The 21,001-nt window shown below is 59.4% G+C and carries 16 protein-coding genes; 8 read left to right on the forward strand and 8 right to left on the reverse strand.

Features of this window, described 5'->3' with window-relative positions; translation table 11 throughout:
- Positions 1 to 222: 222 nt before the first annotated feature.
- From AC07VG_RS27610 to AC07VG_RS27645, 8 genes are all read right to left on the reverse strand, one after another.
- Positions 223 to 5,082 (reverse strand): NAD-glutamate dehydrogenase, encoded by a 4,860-nt coding sequence (locus tag AC07VG_RS27610; RefSeq protein WP_495003205.1) that lies wholly within the window; start codon positions 5,080 to 5,082, stop codon positions 223 to 225.
- A gap of 351 nt (positions 5,083 to 5,433) precedes the next feature.
- Entirely contained in the window at positions 5,434 to 6,288 is an 855-nt protein-coding gene (locus AC07VG_RS27615; RefSeq protein ID WP_495003204.1) for a hypothetical protein, read from the reverse strand.
- Entirely contained in the window at positions 6,278 to 7,702 is a 1,425-nt protein-coding gene (locus tag AC07VG_RS27620; protein WP_495022239.1) for a rhamnosyltransferase WsaF family glycosyltransferase, read from the reverse strand. Before AC07VG_RS27620 ends, AC07VG_RS27615 begins: the two co-directional genes overlap by 11 nt.
- On the reverse strand, positions 7,699 to 8,424 hold the full coding sequence (locus AC07VG_RS27625) for an ABC transporter ATP-binding protein (protein WP_495003202.1): 726 nt from the start codon (positions 8,422 to 8,424) through the stop codon (positions 7,699 to 7,701). Before AC07VG_RS27625 ends, AC07VG_RS27620 begins: the two co-directional genes overlap by 4 nt.
- A 1-nt stretch (position 8,425) precedes the next feature.
- Positions 8,426 to 9,205, reverse strand: a complete 780-nt coding sequence (locus AC07VG_RS27630; RefSeq protein WP_495022240.1) for an ABC transporter permease — start codon at positions 9,203 to 9,205, stop codon at positions 8,426 to 8,428.
- Between the two features lie 37 nt (positions 9,206 to 9,242).
- Positions 9,243 to 10,598, reverse strand: coding sequence for an ABC transporter ATP-binding protein (locus tag AC07VG_RS27635; RefSeq protein ID WP_495022241.1), 1,356 nt, complete (start codon positions 10,596 to 10,598; stop codon positions 9,243 to 9,245).
- Positions 10,588 to 11,406 (reverse strand): ABC transporter permease, encoded by an 819-nt coding sequence (locus AC07VG_RS27640; protein WP_495022242.1) that lies wholly within the window; start codon positions 11,404 to 11,406, stop codon positions 10,588 to 10,590. The genes AC07VG_RS27635 and AC07VG_RS27640 overlap by 11 nt, the downstream gene beginning before the upstream one ends.
- Before the next feature lie 76 nt (positions 11,407 to 11,482).
- Positions 11,483 to 12,403 (reverse strand): glycosyltransferase family 2 protein, encoded by a 921-nt coding sequence (locus AC07VG_RS27645; RefSeq protein ID WP_495003198.1) that lies wholly within the window; start codon positions 12,401 to 12,403, stop codon positions 11,483 to 11,485.
- Positions 12,404 to 12,690: 287 nt separating this feature from the next.
- Here AC07VG_RS27645 and AC07VG_RS27650 point away from each other — a divergent pair, with 287 nt between their 5' ends.
- The 8 genes from AC07VG_RS27650 to AC07VG_RS27685 all read left to right on the forward strand — a co-directional run bounded on the left by AC07VG_RS27650 (position 12,691) and on the right by AC07VG_RS27685 (position 20,989).
- Positions 12,691 to 13,047, forward strand: coding sequence for a hypothetical protein (locus AC07VG_RS27650; RefSeq protein ID WP_495003197.1), 357 nt, complete (start codon positions 12,691 to 12,693; stop codon positions 13,045 to 13,047).
- A 101-nt stretch (positions 13,048 to 13,148) separates the two neighbouring features.
- The gene (locus AC07VG_RS27655; RefSeq protein WP_495003196.1) at positions 13,149 to 13,901 is read left to right on the forward strand and encodes a CDP-diacylglycerol diphosphatase; all 753 of its coding nucleotides are present in this window, start codon (positions 13,149 to 13,151) and stop codon (positions 13,899 to 13,901) included.
- 212 nt (positions 13,902 to 14,113) lie between these two features.
- A complete protein-coding gene (locus tag AC07VG_RS27660; protein WP_100942931.1) occupies positions 14,114 to 15,073 on the forward strand; it encodes an AAA family ATPase in 960 nt (319 codons plus the stop codon).
- A gap of 8 nt (positions 15,074 to 15,081) precedes the next feature.
- On the forward strand, positions 15,082 to 16,026 hold the full coding sequence (locus AC07VG_RS27665) for a DUF58 domain-containing protein (RefSeq protein ID WP_248797374.1): 945 nt from the start codon (positions 15,082 to 15,084) through the stop codon (positions 16,024 to 16,026).
- Positions 16,023 to 16,517 (forward strand): DUF4381 domain-containing protein, encoded by a 495-nt coding sequence (locus AC07VG_RS27670; protein WP_495003195.1) that lies wholly within the window; start codon positions 16,023 to 16,025, stop codon positions 16,515 to 16,517. Before AC07VG_RS27665 ends, AC07VG_RS27670 begins: the two co-directional genes overlap by 4 nt.
- On the forward strand, positions 16,510 to 17,586 hold the full coding sequence (locus tag AC07VG_RS27675) for a vWA domain-containing protein (RefSeq protein ID WP_495003194.1): 1,077 nt from the start codon (positions 16,510 to 16,512) through the stop codon (positions 17,584 to 17,586). Before AC07VG_RS27670 ends, AC07VG_RS27675 begins: the two co-directional genes overlap by 8 nt.
- Entirely contained in the window at positions 17,586 to 19,343 is a 1,758-nt protein-coding gene (locus AC07VG_RS27680) for a tetratricopeptide repeat protein (protein ID WP_495022260.1), read from the forward strand. The genes AC07VG_RS27675 and AC07VG_RS27680 overlap by 1 nt, the downstream gene beginning before the upstream one ends.
- Positions 19,340 to 20,989, forward strand: coding sequence for a BatD family protein (locus AC07VG_RS27685; protein ID WP_495022243.1), 1,650 nt, complete (start codon positions 19,340 to 19,342; stop codon positions 20,987 to 20,989). Before AC07VG_RS27680 ends, AC07VG_RS27685 begins: the two co-directional genes overlap by 4 nt.
- Positions 20,990 to 21,001 lie beyond the last annotated feature (12 nt).

The raw sequence follows: 21,001 nt of genomic DNA on the forward strand, positions 1-21,001 counted from the left end.
AGAACCTCGATCATTCCGATACTAATCTTCACCGCTCAGGAAACAGTTTAAATAATTAACCGCCCAGGTAAATCCTCCACACAAGTTTTCATAAAAAACAGGTATTTACTGCCACTTCCCGAATTATTGTTTTCCAACGCCAACCGCCCTCACTTTCCAGGCAAAAGAAAGCCCCACCTCCTACGAGGCGGGGCTTTCTTTCAGCGCAACGCTATCAGTCGATTACAGCCCCGACTGACCGCTCAACGCCAGGTCCATCAGTTCACGGTTGGCCACCGCGTACATGGCGTAGTCGGTGCCGCTGGCGGCACGGATTTCCACCAGCATCGAACGCCAGCGCTCGGCCATGCTCGTGTTGCGCTCAAGCCACAGAGCCACACGAGCTTCCATGTCTTGCGGCGCATCGGCCAGTTTCAGCACCGAGATGGTGATCGCACGTTGCTGCCAGTCCACATCGTCGCGGAAGGTTTCACGGGCCTGGGCCTGCCAGTTGTTGCTCACCCGCAGGTCGCTGATCTGCTGGGAGTACCAGGTCAGGTCCAGCTCACTGCCCACCGCGAAGTAGGCCTTGGCCACTTCGGCAGCATCGTGGCCGGAAACGTCGGCGGCCTCGATGATCGGCAACAGGGTGTACAGGTGCGTGGTACCGGCCACCATACGCGCCAGCAACTCCGGCACACCGGCCTGGACATAAGCCTGGTAACGCGCCTGCCAGACTTCCCGGGTCGGGCCTTCCAGCAGTTCGTCGAGCTTGAGACCCAGCGCCGCCAGGTGTGGACCAAAGTGCGCGACATCACGGGCAGCATCCTGCTCGTTGCGACGGCTGCGCAGGAACCAGCGCGTGGCACGACGGCCCAGGCGCATCAGCTCGTCCATCAGCTCCAGCTGGGTCTCGGCCGAAACCTTGTAGTCCAGGGCTTCGATCTGACGGAACCAGTGCGGGAGGTGGAAGATGTCACGCACGATCACATAAGCACCGGCCACGTTCGCCGGGCTCATGCCAGTGGACTCCTTCAGACGCTGCACGAAGGTGATGCCCATGTGGTTGACCAGGTCGTTGGCGATCTGGGTGCTGACAATCTCGCGCTTGAGGCGGTGACGGCGCATGGCGTCGGCGAACTTGCTCACCAGCATCGGTGGGAACGCGGTTTCCATGTCGCGGGTCAGGTACTCGTCGTCCGGTACCTTGGACTCGAGCAACGCCGCCTTGAGGTCGATCTTGCTGTAGGAGATCAGCACCGACAGCTCGGCACGGGTCAGGCCCTGGCCTGCCGCGACGCGCTCGACCAGTTGCTCTTCCGACGGCAGGAACTCGATGGCCCGGTCCAGCTTGCCACGGGCTTCCAGGTCACCCATCAGGCGCTTGTACTCGGCGATCCGCTCGACTGCGCGACGGGCCGCCAGGGACAGGGCCTGGGTCTGCTTGTAGTTGTTGCCGAGGACCAGGCCGCCGACTTCGTCGGTCATGCTGCCCAGCAGCTGATTGCGCTGCTTCTCGGTCATATCGCCGGCCTGCACGACTTCGTTGAGCAGGATCTTGATATTCACTTCGTGGTCGGAGCAGTCCACGCCACCGGCGTTGTCGATGAAGTCGGTGTTGGAACCGCCGCCATTGAGGCCGAACTCGACGCGACCGAGCTGGGTCATGCCCAGGTTACCGCCCTCTCCCACGACCTTGCAGCGCAGTTCGTTACCGTTGACGCGCAGTGCATCGTTGGCCTTGTCGCCGACATCGGCGTGGCTTTCGCTGCTGGCCTTGACGTAGGTACCGATACCGCCGTTCCACAACAGATCCACCGGCGCCTTGAGCAAGGCATTGAGCAGCTCGGTCGGGGTCAGCTTGTCGGCGCCGATGTCGAAGCGCTCTTTCATCTGCGGGGAAATCGCGATGCTCTTCGCGCTACGCGAGAAGATGCCGCCGCCTTCGGACATGAGGCTGACGTCGTAGTCCGACCAGGCCGAACGCGGCAGGTCGAACAGGCGCTGGCGCTCGGCGAAGCTGCTGGCAGGCTCCGGGTTCGGGTCGATGAAGATGTGCAGGTGGTTGAAGGCCGCGACCAGCTTGAGCTTGTCGGACATCAACAGGCCGTTGCCGAACACGTCGCCGGCCATGTCGCCGACGCCCACCACGGTGATGCTGTCTTCCTGGACATTGATGCCACGCTCACGGAAGTGGCGCTGTACGCCGACCCACGCGCCCTTGGCGGTGATGCCCATCTTCTTGTGGTCGTAACCGGCCGAGCCGCCGGAGGCGAAGGCATCGCCGAGCCAGAAGCCGTAGTCGATGGCAATGCCGTTGGCGATGTCGGAGAAGGTCGCGGTGCCCTTGTCCGCCGCCACCACCAGGTAGGGGTCATCGTGGTCATGACGCACGACGTTGGCCGGCGGTACCAGGGCGCCGTCTTTCAGGTTGTCGGTGATGTCCAACAGGCCCGAGATGAAGATGCGGTAGCACGCGATGCCCTCGGCCGCGATCTCGTCACGGCCGCCGCCCAGTGGCAGGCGACGCGGCAGGAAGCCACCCTTCGCCCCCACCGGCACGATCACCGAGTTTTTCACTTGCTGGGCTTTTACCAGGCCCAGGACTTCGGTGCGGTAGTCTTCTTCACGGTCCGACCAGCGCAGGCCGCCGCGGGCGACATTGCCGAAACGCAGGTGCACACCCTCGACCCGTGGCGAGTAGACGAAGATTTCGAACTTCGGTACCGGCTTGGGCAGCTCGGGAATCGCGTGTGGGTTGAACTTGAAGCTGAAGTACGACTTGTTCTGGCCGTTGGCGTCGGTCTGGTAGAAGTTGGTCCGCAGGGTCGCCTTGATCAGATCAAGGTAGCGACGCAGGATGCGGTCTTCGTTCAGCACCTGGACGTCGTCCAGGGCAGACAGGATCGCGTGCTCCAGGCGCAGCTGCTTGTCGTCGAGGTCTTCGACGCTGAGCTTGCGGGCCAGGTAGAAACGGGTCTTGAACAACCGGGTCAACTCGCGGGCGATGTCGGTGTGGTTGTTCAGGGTGCTGGCGATGTAACCCAGGTCGAAGCCCAGGCGGATCTGCTTCAGGTAACGGGCGTAGGCACGCAGCAGCGCCACGTCGCGCCATGGCAGGCCGGCGGTCAGCACCAGGCGGTTGAACGCATCGTTCTCGGCATCGCCACGGACGATGTGGACGAAGGCGTCCTGCAAGGTGTCGTTGAGCTGCTGGATATCCAGGTCCAGGCCTTCGGCGGCGGTGAAGGCGAAGTCATGGATCCAGAACTCGCGACCGTTGTTGTGCCGCAGGCGATACGGGAACTCGCCAAGCACGCGCAGGCCGAGGTTTTCCAGGATCGGCAAGACGTCGGACAGGGCCAGCGGCGTATCGGCATGATACAGCTTGCAATGCAGCTCGCGCTGGCCGGAGACGTGGCCCAGCGGCTGGTAGAAGCTCATCACCAGCGGATTGCTGTCGCTCAGGCTCAGCAGGTGCTGCATGTCGACCACGGCCGAGTGCGCGGCAAAGCGCTCGCGGTAGCCGGCCGGGAAGCCTTTCGGGAAGTCCGTCAGCACGTTGGTGCCCTGGGCCTCGCCGAAGCCTTCGACCACCAGGCTCTTGTAGTCGTCCTGCCAGCTGCGGCAGGCCTGGATCACTTCGTTTTCCAGTTGCAGCGGGTCGATATCGAGACGGTTCTTCGGGTCGACCCGCAGGATCAGTTGCACACGGGCCAGCACGGACTCGGAGAAGAAGGTCCAGAACTCGCAGTCGCTGGCTTTCAGGCGATCCATCAGCACTTGCTGGATCTTCTGCCGCACTTCGGTGGAGTAGACATCACGCGGCACGTAGGCCAGGCAGTAGCAGAAGCGGCCGTACGGGTCCTTGCGCAGGAACACGCGGATCTTGTTGCGTTCCTGGATCTGCACGATCGACATCACGGTGTTGAACAGCTCATCCACCGGGGTCTGGAACAGATCGTCGCGGGGCAGCACTTCGAGGACCTGGGCCAGTTCCTTGCCCAGGTGGGCCTTGGCCTGGAAGCCCGAACGGCGCTCGACTTCGGCGACCTTGCGGCTGATGTAAGGGATCACTCGCACGCTTTCGCCGTACACCGAAGAGGTGTAGAGGCCCATGAAGCGGCATTCCTTGATGACGTTGCCGGCGGCGTCGATCTCACGGATCGAGACATAGTCAGGGTAGGCATTGCGGTGCACACGGCTCGGGTGCGCGGCCTTGGCGAACGACAGTGGCGTCGGTTCACGCAGGTAGTTGACGGCGTAGTCTTCGATGCGGGTGTCGTCGGGGGTCAGGCCGGCGCGCAGCAATTTGGTCAGGCCGAGGAAGGAGTTGGGGTCATATTCGATATGCCCGCCGTCCTGCTCGTCACGGACCACGAACTCTTCGTAGCCGAGGAAGGTGAAATGGTTGTTCACCAGCCACTGCAGGAAGGTCTTGATCTCGACCTTTTCTTCCGGGTCGATGGCGAACTGGCTGGCGTCGATACCGGCCAGCAGGTCCTGGACCTTGGTCTTCATCGGTTCGAAGTCGGCGACCGCGATCCGCACTTCGGTCAGGACCTGTTCCAGCTCCTTGGACAGCACACTCAGTTCGGCGGCGTTGGCGCAGCGATCGATTTCCAGGTACATCAAGGATTCTTTGTCGATCCCCTCGCCCTGGGTGCCCTTGGGCAGGACTTCGAGCAACTCGCCCTTGCTGCCGCGACGCACGCTCAGCACGGTGGTTTGCAGGGTGTGGATGCTGTAGCCGCGGCGGTTCAGTTCAGTGCGGACCGAGTCGACCAGGAACGGCAGGTCGGGGTGCAGGACCTCGACGGCGGTGTGGGTCGACTGCCAGCCATGGCGCTCGTAATCCGGGTTGTAGGCGCGAACCTGTGCCTGGGTGTGGTCGAAACGCTCCAGCAGACGCCAGGCCGAGAGGGTACAGCCGGCGAGATCGGAGAGCCGGCGCTGGGTCAGCTCGTCCAGGGAAATGATGCCGAAGAACTGCTCAGCGAACAGCGCCACTTGTGGCAGTGCCTGTTCGTTGATGTGCTGCGCCAGTGCCGCCTGCAGTTGGTGCTGGAAGTCGGCTTTGCTGGCTGCGGTGAAGAACGCCATCTGTGGTACTCCGCTTGGGCTTGTTATATAGAGAGAAGCGTCGCGTTTTCTTCCCCGAAAAAGGGGACCTGCATCACTCTGCAGGGTAAATCTGGGCAGTACAGAGTGACAGGTTGATGAAGCTGGCCGCGACCCAGGGGTCACATTCACGTTCAAGATAGTCGCACACGACGGTAACAGCCGGGTGCACAGGCTGTATTTTCGTGGGCGACGCTCCGTTGCGCAGCTTAACGAGTGCGCGAACGCCGCTGCTTGCGGTGCTGCGACATATTCGGACATTGGCTGGTAGTACGGGGGGATGCGGGGCATTTTCAGCCAGGGCCGCCAGGACGGCAGGCCGCGTCGGCGGGCTCAGCTTTGCGGCCGGTCAGAGCCCTTGATGCTGGCTATCTCATCCTCCAGCGCCTGCTTGAGTTTATTCAGCAGCGCCAGATGGGTCATCGGATCGCGGGCGTGATCGACAAATTGAACCTTGTATTTCCCATACCTCAATTCATCCAGTTCAACCTGATTTTCAAAAAAGTCGCCACCCGGTATTTCGCTACGAATGGCCTGCATGCCCTTCCTCAAAAAAGCGACACCCGGGTACACATGCAGCTCTTCAATGCCCCAATCGGGAAGCAACGCTTTCACCTCTTCAGAAAGCAGATTGCTCCTGTTGATAATATCAATGGACTGTTTCAACCAGCGCACTGGCGTATCCAGAAAATCCTTGGCCAAGGTCGACCCATCATAGACCGGCCAATACGACGTGAAATAATCCTCCAGGACGTAATACCCACCGGGAACGACGCTTGAAATAAGAGTAAACAAACTGGTCAACTGATCGGAACGTTTGTGGCTTCCATCGTCAATGACAACGTCAAACGGACCGTGTTTTTCCGCAAATTCCTTCAAGGCCAGCGCGTCGCCCTGATCGACGATAAATGTCTTGACTCTGTCACTGTCCAAAGCACTTTTGTCGTAAATATCCAAACCATAGATTTCCGCCAACGAAAAAACCTCAGCCCAGAGCCGTAACGAAGCACCGCCCAGCTCCAGCCCCTCGCCACCGATACCAATCTCCAGCAATTTGAATGGACGATCGACATAACCCAGAAAGTGAGTCGCATAGAACGGATGATAGTGATGGGGTACCACCTTATCGCAGCCACACTCAATACCCACCGCCTGGAGACGCGCCTCAAGGCTTTTTTTATTGCGCATCACTGAAAACCTCCAGAATAAACTTCCGATGCTGATCCGTCCAAGTTTCTGCCCAAGACTTAGGCCAATTGACCGTCGCATTTTCATACCGAGCCTCAGTATCCTGGGTTCGCTTGGCGCCCTCGATAATGGCCGAGGACAGTTGGTACAAGTCGGGATGGGCCGGAATGATATTTTTTGAAATACCCGTCAGGTAATCCGGCGTCTTGGTTTCAAAGGTGTTGGTGACCACAATGGCGCCTGAGGCAGCAAGGTCCATGGGAATCAAACTGGGATGCGGCGAGGACATCAAGGTCAGGCAAAGATCAAAGGTCTTGGTGATCGCTTCATATTCATCCAAAGGCAATCTAGGCAACTGGGTCACTTCTACACCCTCCGCCAATCGGACCGTTGTGTTCCCTATGCCCATCCCATAAAACTCCCACTCGCCCTCATCGAATGCACCTTTCTTGAACGCATCAATCAAGGCCAGCGCCGCCATTTCAAACATATTCCTGTTCACCGCTGGGCGGCTATAAAACACAAAACGTTTGGTACCTTTCTGTTTTTCCAGATGAAATTCATTTTCCGGGTAGATTGAAGATGAGTAAGCATTATCAAAGCTCATTGACTTGACAGATTGCCCCTGAGGAATAATGGCGTTAACTTCAAGGTACTTTAACAACGCGTTCGATGACGACAAGGTATGATAGTGAAAATCGTAGGAGTTCCTGGAAATACAGTACTGACTATTAAATGGATAAAAGGCTGCTTCAAAATCCTGAATCAGATATAAGAAAGGACGACCGCCGGTTAACAGCGCGATTTTGTTTGCAAAATAGGCGCTGTACCAAACAGTGGCAACACAATTATCTCTGGGTGACACCCGCAGCGGATCAATCCGCGACCCAATATATTCAATTTCAAGCAACTCGAATAAACGCTCCATCGAGGGAAATTTTTTTAGCGCGCGACGAAACTCGTCTTCGACATAGTAAAAATTATCAAACAGCACCAGCCGCACACGATAGCCTTGCTGTGCAATAAAAAGCGCCACATTAAAAACACCAAAAAAACCCGCTGAAATAGTGCTGATGGTGAAGGCCGGCACCAGCACATTGATACGTACCGGTTCCTGATCGCTGACCCGTACTTCAGGCAGATCATAAGCTCTGTTAACCATCAGATTAAGCAAATGCTCGTCGTACACCTGCGGACGCTCAATTTCCGACTTCTCCTGCTCGCGCATGAGCGAAGCCAAGGGAAGAAAGACATTCGCGACCTTGAACGAGTAGTAGGCGAGTTTCACTCTCGACGGTAAATTTTCCGGAGACTTACGCTCGCGCAACGTCGCCAAGGCGAGCCGACAAGCATAGGGACTTAACAGCTCAAAAGCGGTAGCTTTGGCGATCCTGAGAAATGCGGCCTTACTCATAAACCCTCCTTAATCGAATCAATTTCAATAACGCTACCGGATTCAAGTTTAATGGTTTTATTACAAAATTTGTTAATCAACTCCTTGGAGTGGGAAGCCATCACTACAATTTTTGAGCTTTGCATAATATTTTCCATACGTTGCTTGGCTTTTTCCTGGAACGCCTCGTCACCCACGCCAAACACTTCATCAATCAGGAGAATATCACTGGGATAAAGTGTCGATATCGCAAATATCAATCTCAACTGCATACCCGAAGAATAAGACCGTATCGGAAGGTCGAGGTATCCTCCCAACCCGGAGAACTCCTCAATCTCAACAATATCCTCTTGTACTTTCCTTAACGGAAAACCGTACAAGCGGGCCAAACGATCAATATTCGCTCTCCCCGACAATTCATGATCAGTACCCACCCCAAGCTCAAACAATGCCTGGACACTACCCTGCAAATATCGAGTGCCACTGGAAGGCATATAGATCCCTGCCAAGGTTCTCAGCAGAGTGCTTTTACCAGAACCGTTATGACCAATCAGCCCCACTCGATCGCCATCGTTAAGGGTCAGGTTGATATTTTTCAGCGCCTGAATATGTACCGTGTGCGAGTGATCACTGGAGATCACACCACCGGTACTCATTTTCACCAACTGTTTCCTCAGTGACGCGCCGGCTTCAGTGATCACCGGAAAGGTCAACGAAAGGTCTTTCAACTCTATCAACGCCATATCAAATCCAGAAAACAATATGTTTTTTGTGTCGACCAAAAACCGCGATCGCCAAGACCCAACCGACCAGGCTAAAAATAGCCATGCTCATGTAATCAAAGGGGACAACAGGCAACGAAAGTAATGGATTCTTTACCAAGGAGAACAGAGTGGCAATTGGGTTATAGGCAAACCAACTGATGGAGGCAGCAACATCGGACTTCTTATACAGAATCGGTGTCAAAAAAAACAAAACCGGCATTAATGCATCGATCGAAGGTCCCAAGTCTCTAAACCTGGCGCCCAACGTGGCAACCAACAGGGAGATCCACCACAAATTCAGTATCACCAGCAGGAAACCGAGTAACGCCCAGGCAAAATTGGCCAGCGTTGGAAAGCCATATATAAAAAACACAACCAATACAATTGACACATTGTGAACAAAATTAATCAAATGCTTAGACAGCAAACGCAAGGTGTGCAATGACAACGGCAGTGAGTAATTCCTGATGATCGCTGACTGATTGATAAAACAATTCGATGACTCCGAGATCACCCCCGAAATCATGAACCATAAAATCAAACCCACGGCAAGATTGGGCAACATTGTATGAAGATCAACGCCCATGACCGCGCTCCACACCAAGCCCAAACCAATGACCCCCAGTGCAGTGCCCAATGTGATCCACCAAGGACCCAGTGTGCTGCGTACATAACGTGCACGGGTGTCACTCAGGGCAAAACTCAACCAGATATCTCGCCTGGCAATAGATTCAAACAGATCTCTAATTCCCTCCCTCATTGGTCACACTCTTTCTTGGTCGGATGCATAAGATTCCTCATTGCCCCGTCACGTTGAGACTTATAGTGATAAACGGACTGCCGATGACTCCAGTCGACACAGGATCACGATGCGACCTGATCAACAGGGCTTCGTGGCACCAGTGCAAGGGTTTGTGATCATGTTGTTCACCGTCGGCGATCACGACCTGAATCACATAGTCGCCCTTGGCCAGCCAAGGCATGAAGAACTCGAACTGCGCCGATAACAGCGAGTCCGCCGGGGCGCTACGATCCTTGCCGATCTGACTGATATAGGTGTTGTCTCCGAACAGCGTCTGCCCCAAGCTATCCTTGAGAAGAAACTCGATAATGGGGCCTTCCAGCGGAACAAAGGTCTGCGCATCGACGCAGAGCGTGACACGTTCACCACCCAGCACCCACGTCAATCCGGCACCCGAAGCGTCGTTGAACCTGACGTCGACAATGCGCGCGTCGCCCCCACCAAATGCGTCTACGCCAGGCGCCTGTGGGTCGAATCGGAAAACTTCCAAGTCATTTGAATTGATCGTGCCGGCACGCTGGTCACGCCACTCCAAGCCATCATGGCCTTGGCGCTTGGTCATGCTTTTATGCCCGTCGGCATGAACAATCACCGGCTCCGCAAGTTCGTCATTCATCGAACGAAATAAATCGTCCAGATACGCCTCGCAGACCGACTGTGACGGACCCGCTTGCTTTTTTCCCCCGAGGTCCAGCCAGATCACCCGATCACACAGATCGATAATGGCCGCCGTGTCGTGGCTGACAACAATCAGCGAATGTTCTTCTTTGAACTTGCGCAGAAACCGCATGCACTTCTGGAAAAAACAGGCATCCCCCATGGAAAGGGCTTCGTCAATCACCAGGATATCGGCGTCTACGTAGGCAATAACCGCAAAAGCCAGACGAACATACATTTCGCTCGAGTAGGCCATGAGCGGTTGCTCCATGAACCCGCCGATATCCGCAAAGGCCGCAATCGCGGAAAAACGCAGATTGATCTCCTCGTGGCTCAGCCCATACAGCGAAGCCGCTATATAGACATTTTCACGCCCGGTGAACTCAGCATTGAAGCCAGCCCCCAACTCCAGCAGTGCCGCAACACGTCCCTGAACACGGAGAGTTCCGGAGGTAGGGCTCAAGGTTCCATAAATCAGCTGCAGCAGGGTTGACTTGCCAGAACCCTTTTGACCAACGATGCCAATGGCTTCGCCCCTTTTTACCTCGAACGAGACATCCTTCAGCGCCCACAGCTCCCGATAACGCCCCTTTCGCCCCGGCGACAGCACTTGAAAGAGCCGATCACTGGCTTTGTTGTAGATCGGATAACACTTGCTGAGCCCCTCAGCACAAATGGCAATATCAGAGGACATCGGCAAATCCTCCACGGGTTTTCTGGAAAAAAGCCAGACCGAGCCAGGCAACCACGCCACTGACCAGCAACGACAGGCACCAGGATCCGAGATCGGGCAGCCCGCCCGAAATCAATACCAATCGGACATTTTCAATCACTTGGGTCAGGGGATTCAGATACATGAACGCTTGGAGTTGCCCAGGTAAAGCCGTGACGGGATAAAAGATCGGTGACAGAAACAACAGCGCGGTGACTAGCGCAGCCACTCGGTGACCGATATCGCGAAGGTAAGTCCCCAGTGACGCCAGGGCCCAGGACACCCCCAGGGTAAACAGCAGCAAAGGCAGTATCACCAGGGGTAGCAGCAGTGCAGTCAAATGTGGGTGTTGGAAAAACACGACGTAGAACAACAGCCAAACACACAGATTGACCAGAAACTGAAACAGCGCACCCGCCAGCAACACCACCGGCAGCACTTCAAGAGGAAATACGACTTTCCTGACATAGCTGCTATGGGTCAGCACCACACCCGGCGACCGACTGATGCACTCAGAAAACAGATTGAAGACCATCATGCCAACAAAAAGAATCAGGGAAAACTCCAACAACGAACGATTGCCGGTTCCCCAACTAAACTTGAATATTCCACCAAAGACAAAAGAATAGACAGCCAACATAAACAGAGGATAAACCAACGACCTGAGAACACCCCACAACGAACCGCGATAGCGTCCGATAATGTCACGCCGCGCCAACATCAACGCGAGGCCTCGGTGACGCCACACGCCCCTCGACATATCCTTCGACCTGCTGGTGAATTCATCCATGCGGTCAATGCCTCTGAAAATCAAAAAACGACGACCTCTCGGCCGAGCCAAACAAACAACCCTTCACAAAAAACGTTCAGATTTTTCTGATCAGGGCGGCAAACAGCAGTCCCAGATTGCCGCCAAGTGTCTGTCGATAGACGCCGGAACGGCGAATACCGGCAAGCCGAGGGAACAGTGGCTGATCGCGAGCCGTTTTAAAGTTTGAAAGGGTTTCAACACTCTGCTTATCCAAGCGGTGGCTCATCACCTCCAGCGCTCGGATATTTTTCCAGCTCCATTCATGAAAGCGCCCATGGAGCACCATCCACAGTCGATAAAGACGTGCGTACCAACCAGCATTGCTGCCCACCAGGTTGCTCCTGTGCTGACGATAGAGCGTCTTGGCATGGTGATCGTAAAAGACCACGCCGCCCTTGGCGCCGGACACCAGTTGATAAGCCCACCAGTCATGGGAAACGATGGAAATATGCGGGCCCGCCTCGCGCAGAAGCTCCCGGGCGGCATGATTGAACACCATCGTATTGCCACCGCCGATACACTGTACCAAGGCGTTAGCAAACTTCGGCGGTTGGGAAAATTTCGGCGACTGGCCGGCGGCGATGCCCAACTCACTGATCAATTGGGTGCGACCACAATAAAGTGCCGGGACCTGCTCAGGCACACGTTGCAGCCACATCAACGCCGTTTCGAGTTTGTCCTCGTTCCAGATATCGTCCTGATCAGACCAGGCGTAAAAATCCGCCTGAACTTCAGCACGACAGGTCAACGAGAGAAAGTTGGCCGCAAATCCTTTCTTCGGTCCGGAAAAAACCTTAAGACGCGCCTCCGGCCAGTCACTGGCACAACTACGGACGACGTCCAGGGTTCCATCGGTAGAGCCGTCGTCGGATATTGCCAAGCTCCAATTGAAATGGCTTTGACGCTCAAAGGAGTTGATCTGCTCAGCCAGAAAACGCTGGCCGTTATAGGTGCACATCAAGATCGAGACTTTCAAGGCCTTATCCTCCGCTAAAAGATTTTTATGAAAAATCTTGAACCGGACAACGCTGGAACTCGGCTTGGCAGTGATTATCAAGATTTCGATCGGTATCGTCTACTGTCAGAAATGACAGGTATATACGAGTATTCCGATTGAGAAATGGAAGCAATAGAAAACTCCATAGGATATTTCCCACAACCACCGAACACCCCGCAAAAAAAGCGCCCGTCGAGCCTTTCAGCCACTTAGCCCCGAAAAATCAGGCAAAATACCGCTCCCCCGCCAAAACAGGACGCGCCCTCATGCAGCTCAGTACCGCCCACCTCATCGCCAACCCCTGCGACGATGAAGAAGACAACATGGCGATGCTCTGCTGCCATAGCGACAAGGGTGAAATGTTCCTGATGACCCGCTACCCCGACGAGGATGAGCTGGAAATCACCCTCGATGGCGAACCCTCCACCCTGGACGGGATCAAGGTCACCCTGAGCGCCACACGCCTGCTGATCGAAATCGCCGCCGCCGATGCCGACGCGCTCAACGGCGACGATCACCTCGAAATCCAGCACCAGACCGCCACGGCCGACCTGGCTGAAGTCGAACAAACCCTGAAAAATATTCTCGCCGGCACCGGCACTTATATCAGCGAACTGGGCTGACACCGACCCGTCTTGAAACATCTGCGATCAGAACCGACACAAAAAAGCACGAAACAGTGGTTTAAAGTGAGGCGGTTTTTACTTCTGATCGGGAAAGTGGCATGAGCAAATGGCTGAAGGTTTTAGTGCTGGCGTTGGTGGTCGCGGTGCTGGCGGCAGGGTCCTGGCTGATCTGGGGGCTCGGTAAAGGCAACGCGCTTTGGCAGATTGTCAGCCAGCAATGCGTGCCCCATCAGCAGAATTCGCAGAACCCCGCGCCGTGCCTGATGGTCGATCTACAGCAGCATGTTGCCTTGCTCAAGGATCGCCAGGGCCCATCGCACGACCTGACCATTCCGACGGACAGGATTACCGGCATCGAAAGTCCGCTGCTGCTCGAAGACAACGCCTACGCCTTTTTCGCCAGTGCCTGGCAACAACGCGGGCGCCTGTCCGCCGAAGCCGGCAAACCGATCAAGGATGAGTTCCTGTCATTGGCCATCAACTCGCCGTATGGCCGCTCCCAAGGCCAGTTGCATATCCATCTCGCCTGCCTGCGCCCCGAGGTCTACCAACAGTTGGCCGAACAGGCCCCGCAGGTGACCCAGGCGTGGCAGCCACTGGCGGTCAAGCTGAACGGTCACGGGTACCTGGCAAAACGCCTGAACGGCCAGGACCTGATACAGGAAAACCCGTTCAAGGTACTGGCCGAATACGCCCGACAACAGGGTGACAGCCTGTCCCACTATGGCTTGGCCCTGGTGGTGGCGCCCGGCGGCGACCTGCTGTTGCTGGCGAACCGGTTGAGCCTGGCCGACTTCAGCCGCGGCTCCGCCGGGGAGATCCAGGACTATGGCTGCGCACTGGCCAAATAATCCGTAGCACGAGCGCGCGCCGCCCGATGGAACTCCCACAGGGCGGCGTTGCGTGCAGGAGCCACCACCCAAACAAGGTAAGACTTTTCCTCAAAACCCATAAAAATCCCCATAGCCGTTAGTCGCCAGCCCCCCCGATGCATTAAAGTAACGCCCCCAGCCGTGACATTAATTTAAATGCCACCGGCCACCCTCTCCAGGAACACTCATCGATGGAACATCGTGAAGCGCTGCTTGCGCTGCGAACCTTTCTCTCAGCGCAGATCCTCGGCCAGGAAAAGCTCGTCGAGCGCCTGTTGATCGCGCTGCTGGCCGACGGTCACATGCTGGTCGAAGGCGCCCCGGGCCTGGCCAAGACCAAGGCCATCAAGGAGTTGGCCGAAGGCATCGAAGCGCAGTTCCATCGCATCCAGTTCACCCCCGACCTGCTCCCCGCCGACATCACCGGCACCGAGATCTATCGCCCGGAAACCGGCAGCTTCGTGTTCCAGCAAGGCCCGATCTTTCATAACCTGGTGCTGGCGGATGAAATCAACCGCGCCCCGGCCAAGGTCCAGTCGGCCCTGCTCGAAGCCATGGCCGAGCGCCAGGTCAGCGTCGGACGCAGTACCTATGACCTGTCACCGTTGTTCCTGGTGATGGCGACCCAGAACCCCATCGAGCAGGAAGGCACCTACCCGCTGCCCGAAGCCCAGCTCGACCGTTTTCTGATGCACGTCAAGATCGGTTTTCCCGATGCCGCGGTCGAACGGCGCATCCTGCAACAGGCCCGGGGCGAAGCCCTGAACGGCGAAACCAAGCCCGAGCGCCGGGTCAGCCAGCAGGCGATCTTCGCCGCCCGCAAGGAAATCCTAGGTTTGTACATGGCCGATGCGGTGGAGGAGTACCTGGTGCAACTGGTGATGGCGACCCGTACGCCGGCCAAGTTCGACCCGGAAATGGCCGAGTGGATCGCCTACGGCGCCAGCCCTCGCGGTTCCATCGCCCTGGACCGCTGCGCACGGGCGCATGCCTGGCTGGCCGGTCGCGACTTTGTCAGCCCCGAGGATATCCAGGCGGTGCTGTTCGACGTGCTGCGTCACCGCATCATCCTGTCGTTCGAGGCCGAAGCCGCCGGGATCGACCAGGATCGGGTGGTGCAGCGCATCCTCGATGTCGTCGCCGTCGCCTGACCCGGACCATGATCGCGCCCCTGCCCGCCGAACCCGGCATCCGCACCACCCTCGCCGAACTGATCGAGATGCGCCATCGCGTGCGCGAAGTGCAGCTGTTCTCGACCCCGAGCCAGCGCAGCCCGCTGATCGGCCTGCACCACTCGAAACTGCGTGGGCGTGGAGTGGACTTCGACCAGGTGCGGGTCTACCAGGCCGGCGACGATGTGCGCACCATCGACTGGCGTGTCACCGCCCGGACCCAGGAGCCCCACACCAAGCTGTTCCACGAAGAGCGCGAACGACCGATCTTTATCCTCGTGGAACAGAGCCGCCAGCTGTTCTTCGGCTCGGGGCTGACCTTCAAGTCGGTGCTCGCCGCCCAGGCCGCAAGCCTGATCGGCTGGGCCGCCCTGGGCCACAACGACCGGGTCGGCGGCCTGGTCTATGGCGACAACGAGCACTACGAAATCAAGCCGCGGCGCAGCAAGCAAAGCCTGTTGCAACTGCTCAACCGCCTGGTGCGGGTCAACCACTCGTTGCACACCGAAGCCGCCGCCGAGCCCAATGCCCTGGGCCTGGCGCTGATCCGCGCGCGCAAGGTGCTGCGCCCCGGCAGCCTGGTGATCGTGATCTGTGACGAACGGGCCTTGAGCGATGCCGCCGAGCAACAGCTCAGCCTGCTCTCGCGCCATTGCGACCTGCTGATGCTGCCGGTCTCCGACCCCCTCGACCACGCCCTCCCCGCCGCCGGCCTGCTGCGCTTCGCCGAACGCGGCGCGCAACTGGAACTCGACACCCTCAACCTGGAGCTGCGCCAGACCTACCGCGCCCAGGGCGAAGCGCGGATTGCCCGCTGGGAGCTGCTGGCGCAGAAACTGCGGGTGCTGTTGATGCCCTTGAGTACCCAGAGCGAGATGGTCGAGCAGTTGCGCGAATACCTGAACCCTCAGCGACCGGGGAAACAGCCATGAGCAGCCTGGAGCAACTGCAACCGCTGATCACCCCGCCGATCCAGGGTTTCTGGCCACCGGCCCCGGGCTGGTGGCTGCTGCTGGTGCTGATTCCGCTGCTGGCCATCGGGCTCTGGTACCTGCGCCGTTTCCTCCCGGCCAAGCGCCCCGTCGCCCGCGCCGAGCAGCCCCTGGACCCGGTGCGCCTGGCCGCCCTGGCGGAACTCGCACAGTTGCCCAAACCTTATGACGGCGCACCGGCCGGGGCCTGGCTGCAACAACTCAACGGCCTGCTCAAGCGCCTGTGCCGCAACCATTACCCCTACAGCCAGAGCCACACCCTCAATGGCCGCAAATGGCTGGCCTTCCTCGACAACCGCTGCCCGGCCGCCGGCCTGACCCGTTGGATGGTGCTGGTGGAAGGTGCCTACAAGCCCGAATGCAAGCTCGACGACAAGGCCATCGCCGGGTTGAACCAGGCGATCGATACCTGGATCCGCAAACATGTTTGAGTTCGCCTGGCCCTGGCTCTTTGCCCTGCTGCCACTGCCCTGGCTGATGCGTATCCTGCTGCCAGTAGCCGACAGTGGCGAAGCGGCGCTGAAGGTCAGCTTTCTCGCCCACCTGGAAAGCCTGGCCCGACGCCGGGCCCGGGTCAGCCTGCCGAGCTGGCGCCAGCAATTGCCCCACATCCTGCTCTGGCTGCTGCTGTTGTCCGCCGCCGCACGTCCGCAATGGTTGGGCGAGCCTTTGCCAGTGGCCGCCAGCGGTCGCGACCTGCTGGTGGCGGTGGACCTGTCCGGTTCCATGGAATACCCCGATATGCGCTGGCAGGACGAGGACGTCAGCCGCCTGAGTCTGGTCCAGCACCTGCTCGGCGATTTTCTCGAACATCGCGAAGGCGATCGCGTGGGCCTGATCCTGTTCGGCAGCAAAGCCTATGTGCAGGCACCGCTGACCTTCGACCGGCGCACCGTGCGCATCTGGCTGGACGAAGCGAAAATCGGCATCGCCGGCAAGAACACCGCCATCGGCGACGCCATTGGCCTGGCCATCAAGCGCCTGCGCCAGCGGCCGACGCAAAGCCGGGTGCTGATCCTGGTCACCGACGGCGCCAACAACGGTGGCGAAATCGATCCGATCACCGCCGCGCGCCTGGCCGCCGAAGAAAGCGTGAAGATCTATACCATCGGCATCGGTGCCGATCCGCAACAAACCGGGACCCTGAGCATGCTCGGCCTGAACCCGAGCATGGACCTCGACGAACCGGCGCTGAAGGACATCGCCAGCATCACCGGCGGTCGCTATTTCCGTGCCCGCGACGGCCAGGAACTGCAAGCCGTCAAGGAAACCCTCGACCAGCTTGAGCCTGTCGCCCAGCAGCCGACCCAGGCCCGTCCCGCCCGGGCGCTGTATCACTGGCCGCTGAGCCTGGCACTGCTGATCAGCGTATTGCTGGTGATTCGCGAACGCTGGCCGGACAACCTGCTGCAACGCTGGCTGGCACGGCGACAGTTCCTGCCCCAGCGCCCGGAATGGCGCCAACGCCTGGAGCGTTTGCGCTTGCGGAGGCGTCGATGATCGAAGCCCTCTGGCCCCACTGGTTCCGCCCCACCTGGCTGCTGGTCCTGCCGCTGCTCGGCTGGTTGCTGTGGCAACTCTGGCACCGACAGAAACGCGCCGGGCGCTGGCAGATGATCCTGCCGCCGGCCTTCCATCGGGTGCTGCTCAAAGGCGGCAGCGGCAGCAACAGCAAGCTGCCGTGGATCGCCCTCGGCCTGGGCTGGACCTTGGCGGCCCTGGCCCTGCTCGGGCCGAGCTGGCAACGGGTTGAAGAGTCCACCCAGAAACCTTTGGACCCACTGGTGGTACTGCTCGAACTGACGCCGGATATGCTTGCCACCGATACACCGCCGAACCGCCTGGAACAGGCCCGACGCAAACTGTTCGATCTGTTGCGCGCCCGCAGCGACTCGCAGACGGCAATCATCGTCTACGCCGGCAGTGCCCACACCCTGGTGCCGCTGTCCGATGACCTGGGCACCAGCCGCAATCTGTTGGACGCCATCAAGCCGTCGATCATGCCCGAGGCCGGCCATCGCGCCGACCTCGCGGTAAAAAAGGCCCTGAGCCTGCTCGAACGCGGCGCCCTGGGCCAGGGTCGCTTGCTGCTGATCGGTTCGTCCCTCAGCGAAGAAGAACGCCAAGGCATTCGCCAGGCCCTCGACAGCAAGCCCCACAGCCTGCTGATCCTTGGGATCGGCACCCGCGACGGCGCGCCGGTGGCCCAGGAAAACGGCGGCTTCCTCAAGGACGCCCAGGGCACGATCCTGGTGCCTCATCTCGACAGCCAGAGTCTGAAGGACTTTGCCAGCGAAACCGGCGGCCGCTACCGCCAGGCCCGCCTGGACGACAGCGACCTGCGCAGCCTCGGCCTGCTGGACGGCCCGCGGCAGTTGCGCAAGGACGGCCAGACCGTGCAACTCGACAGCTGGGCCGACCAGGGTTACTGGCTGCTGCTGCCGCTCCTGCTGCTGGCCGCCTGTGCCGGCCGGCGTGGCTGGCTGTTCTGCCTGCCGCTGTTCTTCCTGTTCCCGCAGCCGAGCCAGGCCTTTGAACTGAGCGATCTGTGGCTGCGACCGGACCAACAGGGCCAGCAGTTGCTGGAGCAAAAGCGCCCGCTCGAAGCCGCGCAGCATTTCGAAGATCCGCAATGGCAAGGCCTGGCCCTCTATGAAGCCGGCGACTACAGCGCCGCCGCGAAGAAGTTTGCTGAAGGCGACGATGCCAACGCCCACTACAATCGTGGCAACGCCCTGGCCCGCAGCGGCGAGCTGGAGGCCGCGCTGGACGCCTATGAGCAGGCCCTGGAACGTCAGCCGGACTTGCGACCAGCGTTGCGCAACCGGACACTGGTGGAAGAGTTGCTCAGGGAAAAACAGGCCAAGCCGCCGGCTGAGCCGAGCAAGCCCGCCGACACCGCCGAAACCGGCAACGAGCAAAACGCCGCTCAATCGGCTCCGGTCGGGACGAATTCGTCCAGCACCACCACGGTGCAATCCGCTCCCCAGGAGCAGAGCCCACCGACCGGCAATCAGCCGCCCGCCGCCCAAACGGCGCAAGCGGGCAATCAGCCGGGCAGCAATGAGGTACCGGGCAGCGAGCTGGGCGACGAACAGACCACCCACCCGCCCTTGCGGGCCGCCGCCGAGATCATCGACGGTGAACGCCATCAGGCGTTGGAACAATGGCTGCGACAGATCCCCGATGATCCGGGGGAATTGCTGCGGCGCAAATTCTGGTACGAACAACAGCTCCATCAGGACAAGACCCGATGACCCTGCGCTTCTCCCTGTTCCTTACGCTGCTGCTCTGCGCGAACCTGTCGGCCCAGGCCGAAGGTTTGCTGGCCAGCGTCGACCGCACGCGCCTGAACTCCGGCGAGTCGGTGGAGCTGACCCTCGAATCGAAGGATGTCACCCAGTTCGGCAAACCCGACCTGGCCCCGCTGGACGCGCAGTTCGAAGTGCGCGGCACCCGCCAGGTCAACCAGTTGACCACCCTGGGCGGCGAGAGCCAGGCCACCACACGCTGGATCGTCACCCTGACGCCAAAGGAAAACGGCAGCGTGGTGATTCCGCAGCTGCACCTGGGCGAACTCAGCAGCGAGCCGATCACCCTGCAAGTGGTACAAGGCGAAGACCAGGCAGCGGCCAGCAACCTGGCGCCGGTGTTCATCGACGCCAGCCTCGATCAGGACAACGTCTACGTCCAGGCCCAGGCCGTGCTGACCCTGCGCATCTATCACTCGGTGTCGCTGTATGACGACAGCAGCCTCACTCCGTTGCAGATCGCCGACGCCCGTATCGAGCAGTTGGGCGAGTCGCGCACTTACGAAAAGCTGATCAATGGCGTGCGCCATGGCGTGATCGAGTGGCGCTATGCGATCTACCCACAACACAGCGGCGAACTGGCGATCCCCACGCAGGTGTTTACCGCGACCCTGGTGGACGCCCAGCCGAATCAAAGCCAGGGCCAGGTGCCCCAGGGCGCCAAGCCCGGCAAGTTGATGCGCGTCAGCTCCGCGCCCCTGCTCCTGCAGGTCAAGCCGCAGCCCGCCAGCTGGCCGGCCGAAGCGCCCTGGCTGCCAGCCCGCAGCTTGAGCCTCAGCGAAAGCTGGAACCCGGAACCGGACCACAGCCAGGTCGGCGATTCCCTGACCCACAACCTGACCCTCAAGGCCGAAGGGCTCTCCAGCGGGCAACTGCCACCGCTGCCGGCCACCACGATCAATGGCTTGCGGCGCTACCCGGACCAGGCGCAACTGAGCAACCAGAACAGCGAACGCGGCCTGATCGGCACTCGCGAGGAACGTGAGGCGCTGGTTCCGACCCACAGCGGCAGTTTCGACCTGCCGGCGGTGGAAGTGCTCTGGTGGAACACCCATGAGGACCATATGGAGCGCAGCAGTTTGCCGGCGCGGACCCTACAAGTGGCGAACAACCCAAGCCTGGCGGTGGACACCCCGGTGACCAGCGCCGTCAACAACGCGCCGCCGCAACCGCCACTGCTGTGGGCCTGGAAGCTCAGCACGCTGATCCTCGCCTGCTCCACCCTGCTCGGTTTCGGCCTGTGGTGGCGGGCCCGCTCGCAACCGGCGGTGCACCGCACCGCGCAGACCGGCCCGAGCCCGCGGACGCTGCTCGACGACCTCAAACGTACCTGCTTGGCCAACGATCCCCAGGCCACCCGCCAGGCCCTGGATGCCTGGGCCCGGCAGCAACCGGAAACCCTGGCCGACATGGCCGCGCGCTTCGTCACCCTGTCCGATGCGCTGGATGGCCTCAATGGCGCGCTCTACAGCGAAAGCGGCCAGTATTGGCAGGGTGAGGAACTGTGGCGGGCGATCCGCGCGATTCCGGTCGCCGAGCGCGTCCAGGACCCGGTAAGCGACAGCAGCCTGCCGCCGCTCTACCCTAAATAATCGATAAGTTGG

The organism is Pseudomonas sp. GW821-FHT03C07, from assembly GCF_059420925.1.

Excerpts from the sequence above, each read along its gene's own strand:
- AC07VG_RS27610 (WP_495003205.1), bottom strand. The coding sequence starts at position 5,082 with ATGGCGTTCTTCACCGCAGCCAGCAAAGCCGACTTCCAGCACCAACTG.
- AC07VG_RS27615 (WP_495003204.1), bottom strand. The coding sequence starts at position 6,288 with ATGCGCAATAAAAAAAGCCTTGAGGCGCGTCTCCAGGCGGTGGGTATT.
- AC07VG_RS27620 (WP_495022239.1), bottom strand. The coding sequence starts at position 7,702 with ATGAGTAAGGCCGCATTTCTCAGGATCGCCAAAGCTACCGCTTTTGAG.
- AC07VG_RS27625 (WP_495003202.1), bottom strand. The coding sequence starts at position 8,424 with ATGGCGTTGATAGAGTTGAAAGACCTTTCGTTGACCTTTCCGGTGATC.
- AC07VG_RS27630 (WP_495022240.1), bottom strand. The coding sequence starts at position 9,205 with ATGAGGGAGGGAATTAGAGATCTGTTTGAATCTATTGCCAGGCGAGAT.
- AC07VG_RS27635 (WP_495022241.1), bottom strand. The coding sequence starts at position 10,598 with ATGTCCTCTGATATTGCCATTTGTGCTGAGGGGCTCAGCAAGTGTTAT.
- AC07VG_RS27640 (WP_495022242.1), bottom strand. The coding sequence starts at position 11,406 with ATGGATGAATTCACCAGCAGGTCGAAGGATATGTCGAGGGGCGTGTGG.
- AC07VG_RS27650 (WP_495003197.1), top strand. The coding sequence starts at position 12,691 with ATGCAGCTCAGTACCGCCCACCTCATCGCCAACCCCTGCGACGATGAA.
- AC07VG_RS27655 (WP_495003196.1), top strand. The coding sequence starts at position 13,149 with ATGAGCAAATGGCTGAAGGTTTTAGTGCTGGCGTTGGTGGTCGCGGTG.
- AC07VG_RS27660 (WP_100942931.1), top strand. The coding sequence starts at position 14,114 with ATGGAACATCGTGAAGCGCTGCTTGCGCTGCGAACCTTTCTCTCAGCG.
- AC07VG_RS27665 (WP_248797374.1), top strand. The coding sequence starts at position 15,082 with ATGATCGCGCCCCTGCCCGCCGAACCCGGCATCCGCACCACCCTCGCC.
- AC07VG_RS27670 (WP_495003195.1), top strand. The coding sequence starts at position 16,023 with ATGAGCAGCCTGGAGCAACTGCAACCGCTGATCACCCCGCCGATCCAG.
- AC07VG_RS27675 (WP_495003194.1), top strand. The coding sequence starts at position 16,510 with ATGTTTGAGTTCGCCTGGCCCTGGCTCTTTGCCCTGCTGCCACTGCCC.
- AC07VG_RS27685 (WP_495022243.1), top strand. The coding sequence starts at position 19,340 with ATGACCCTGCGCTTCTCCCTGTTCCTTACGCTGCTGCTCTGCGCGAAC.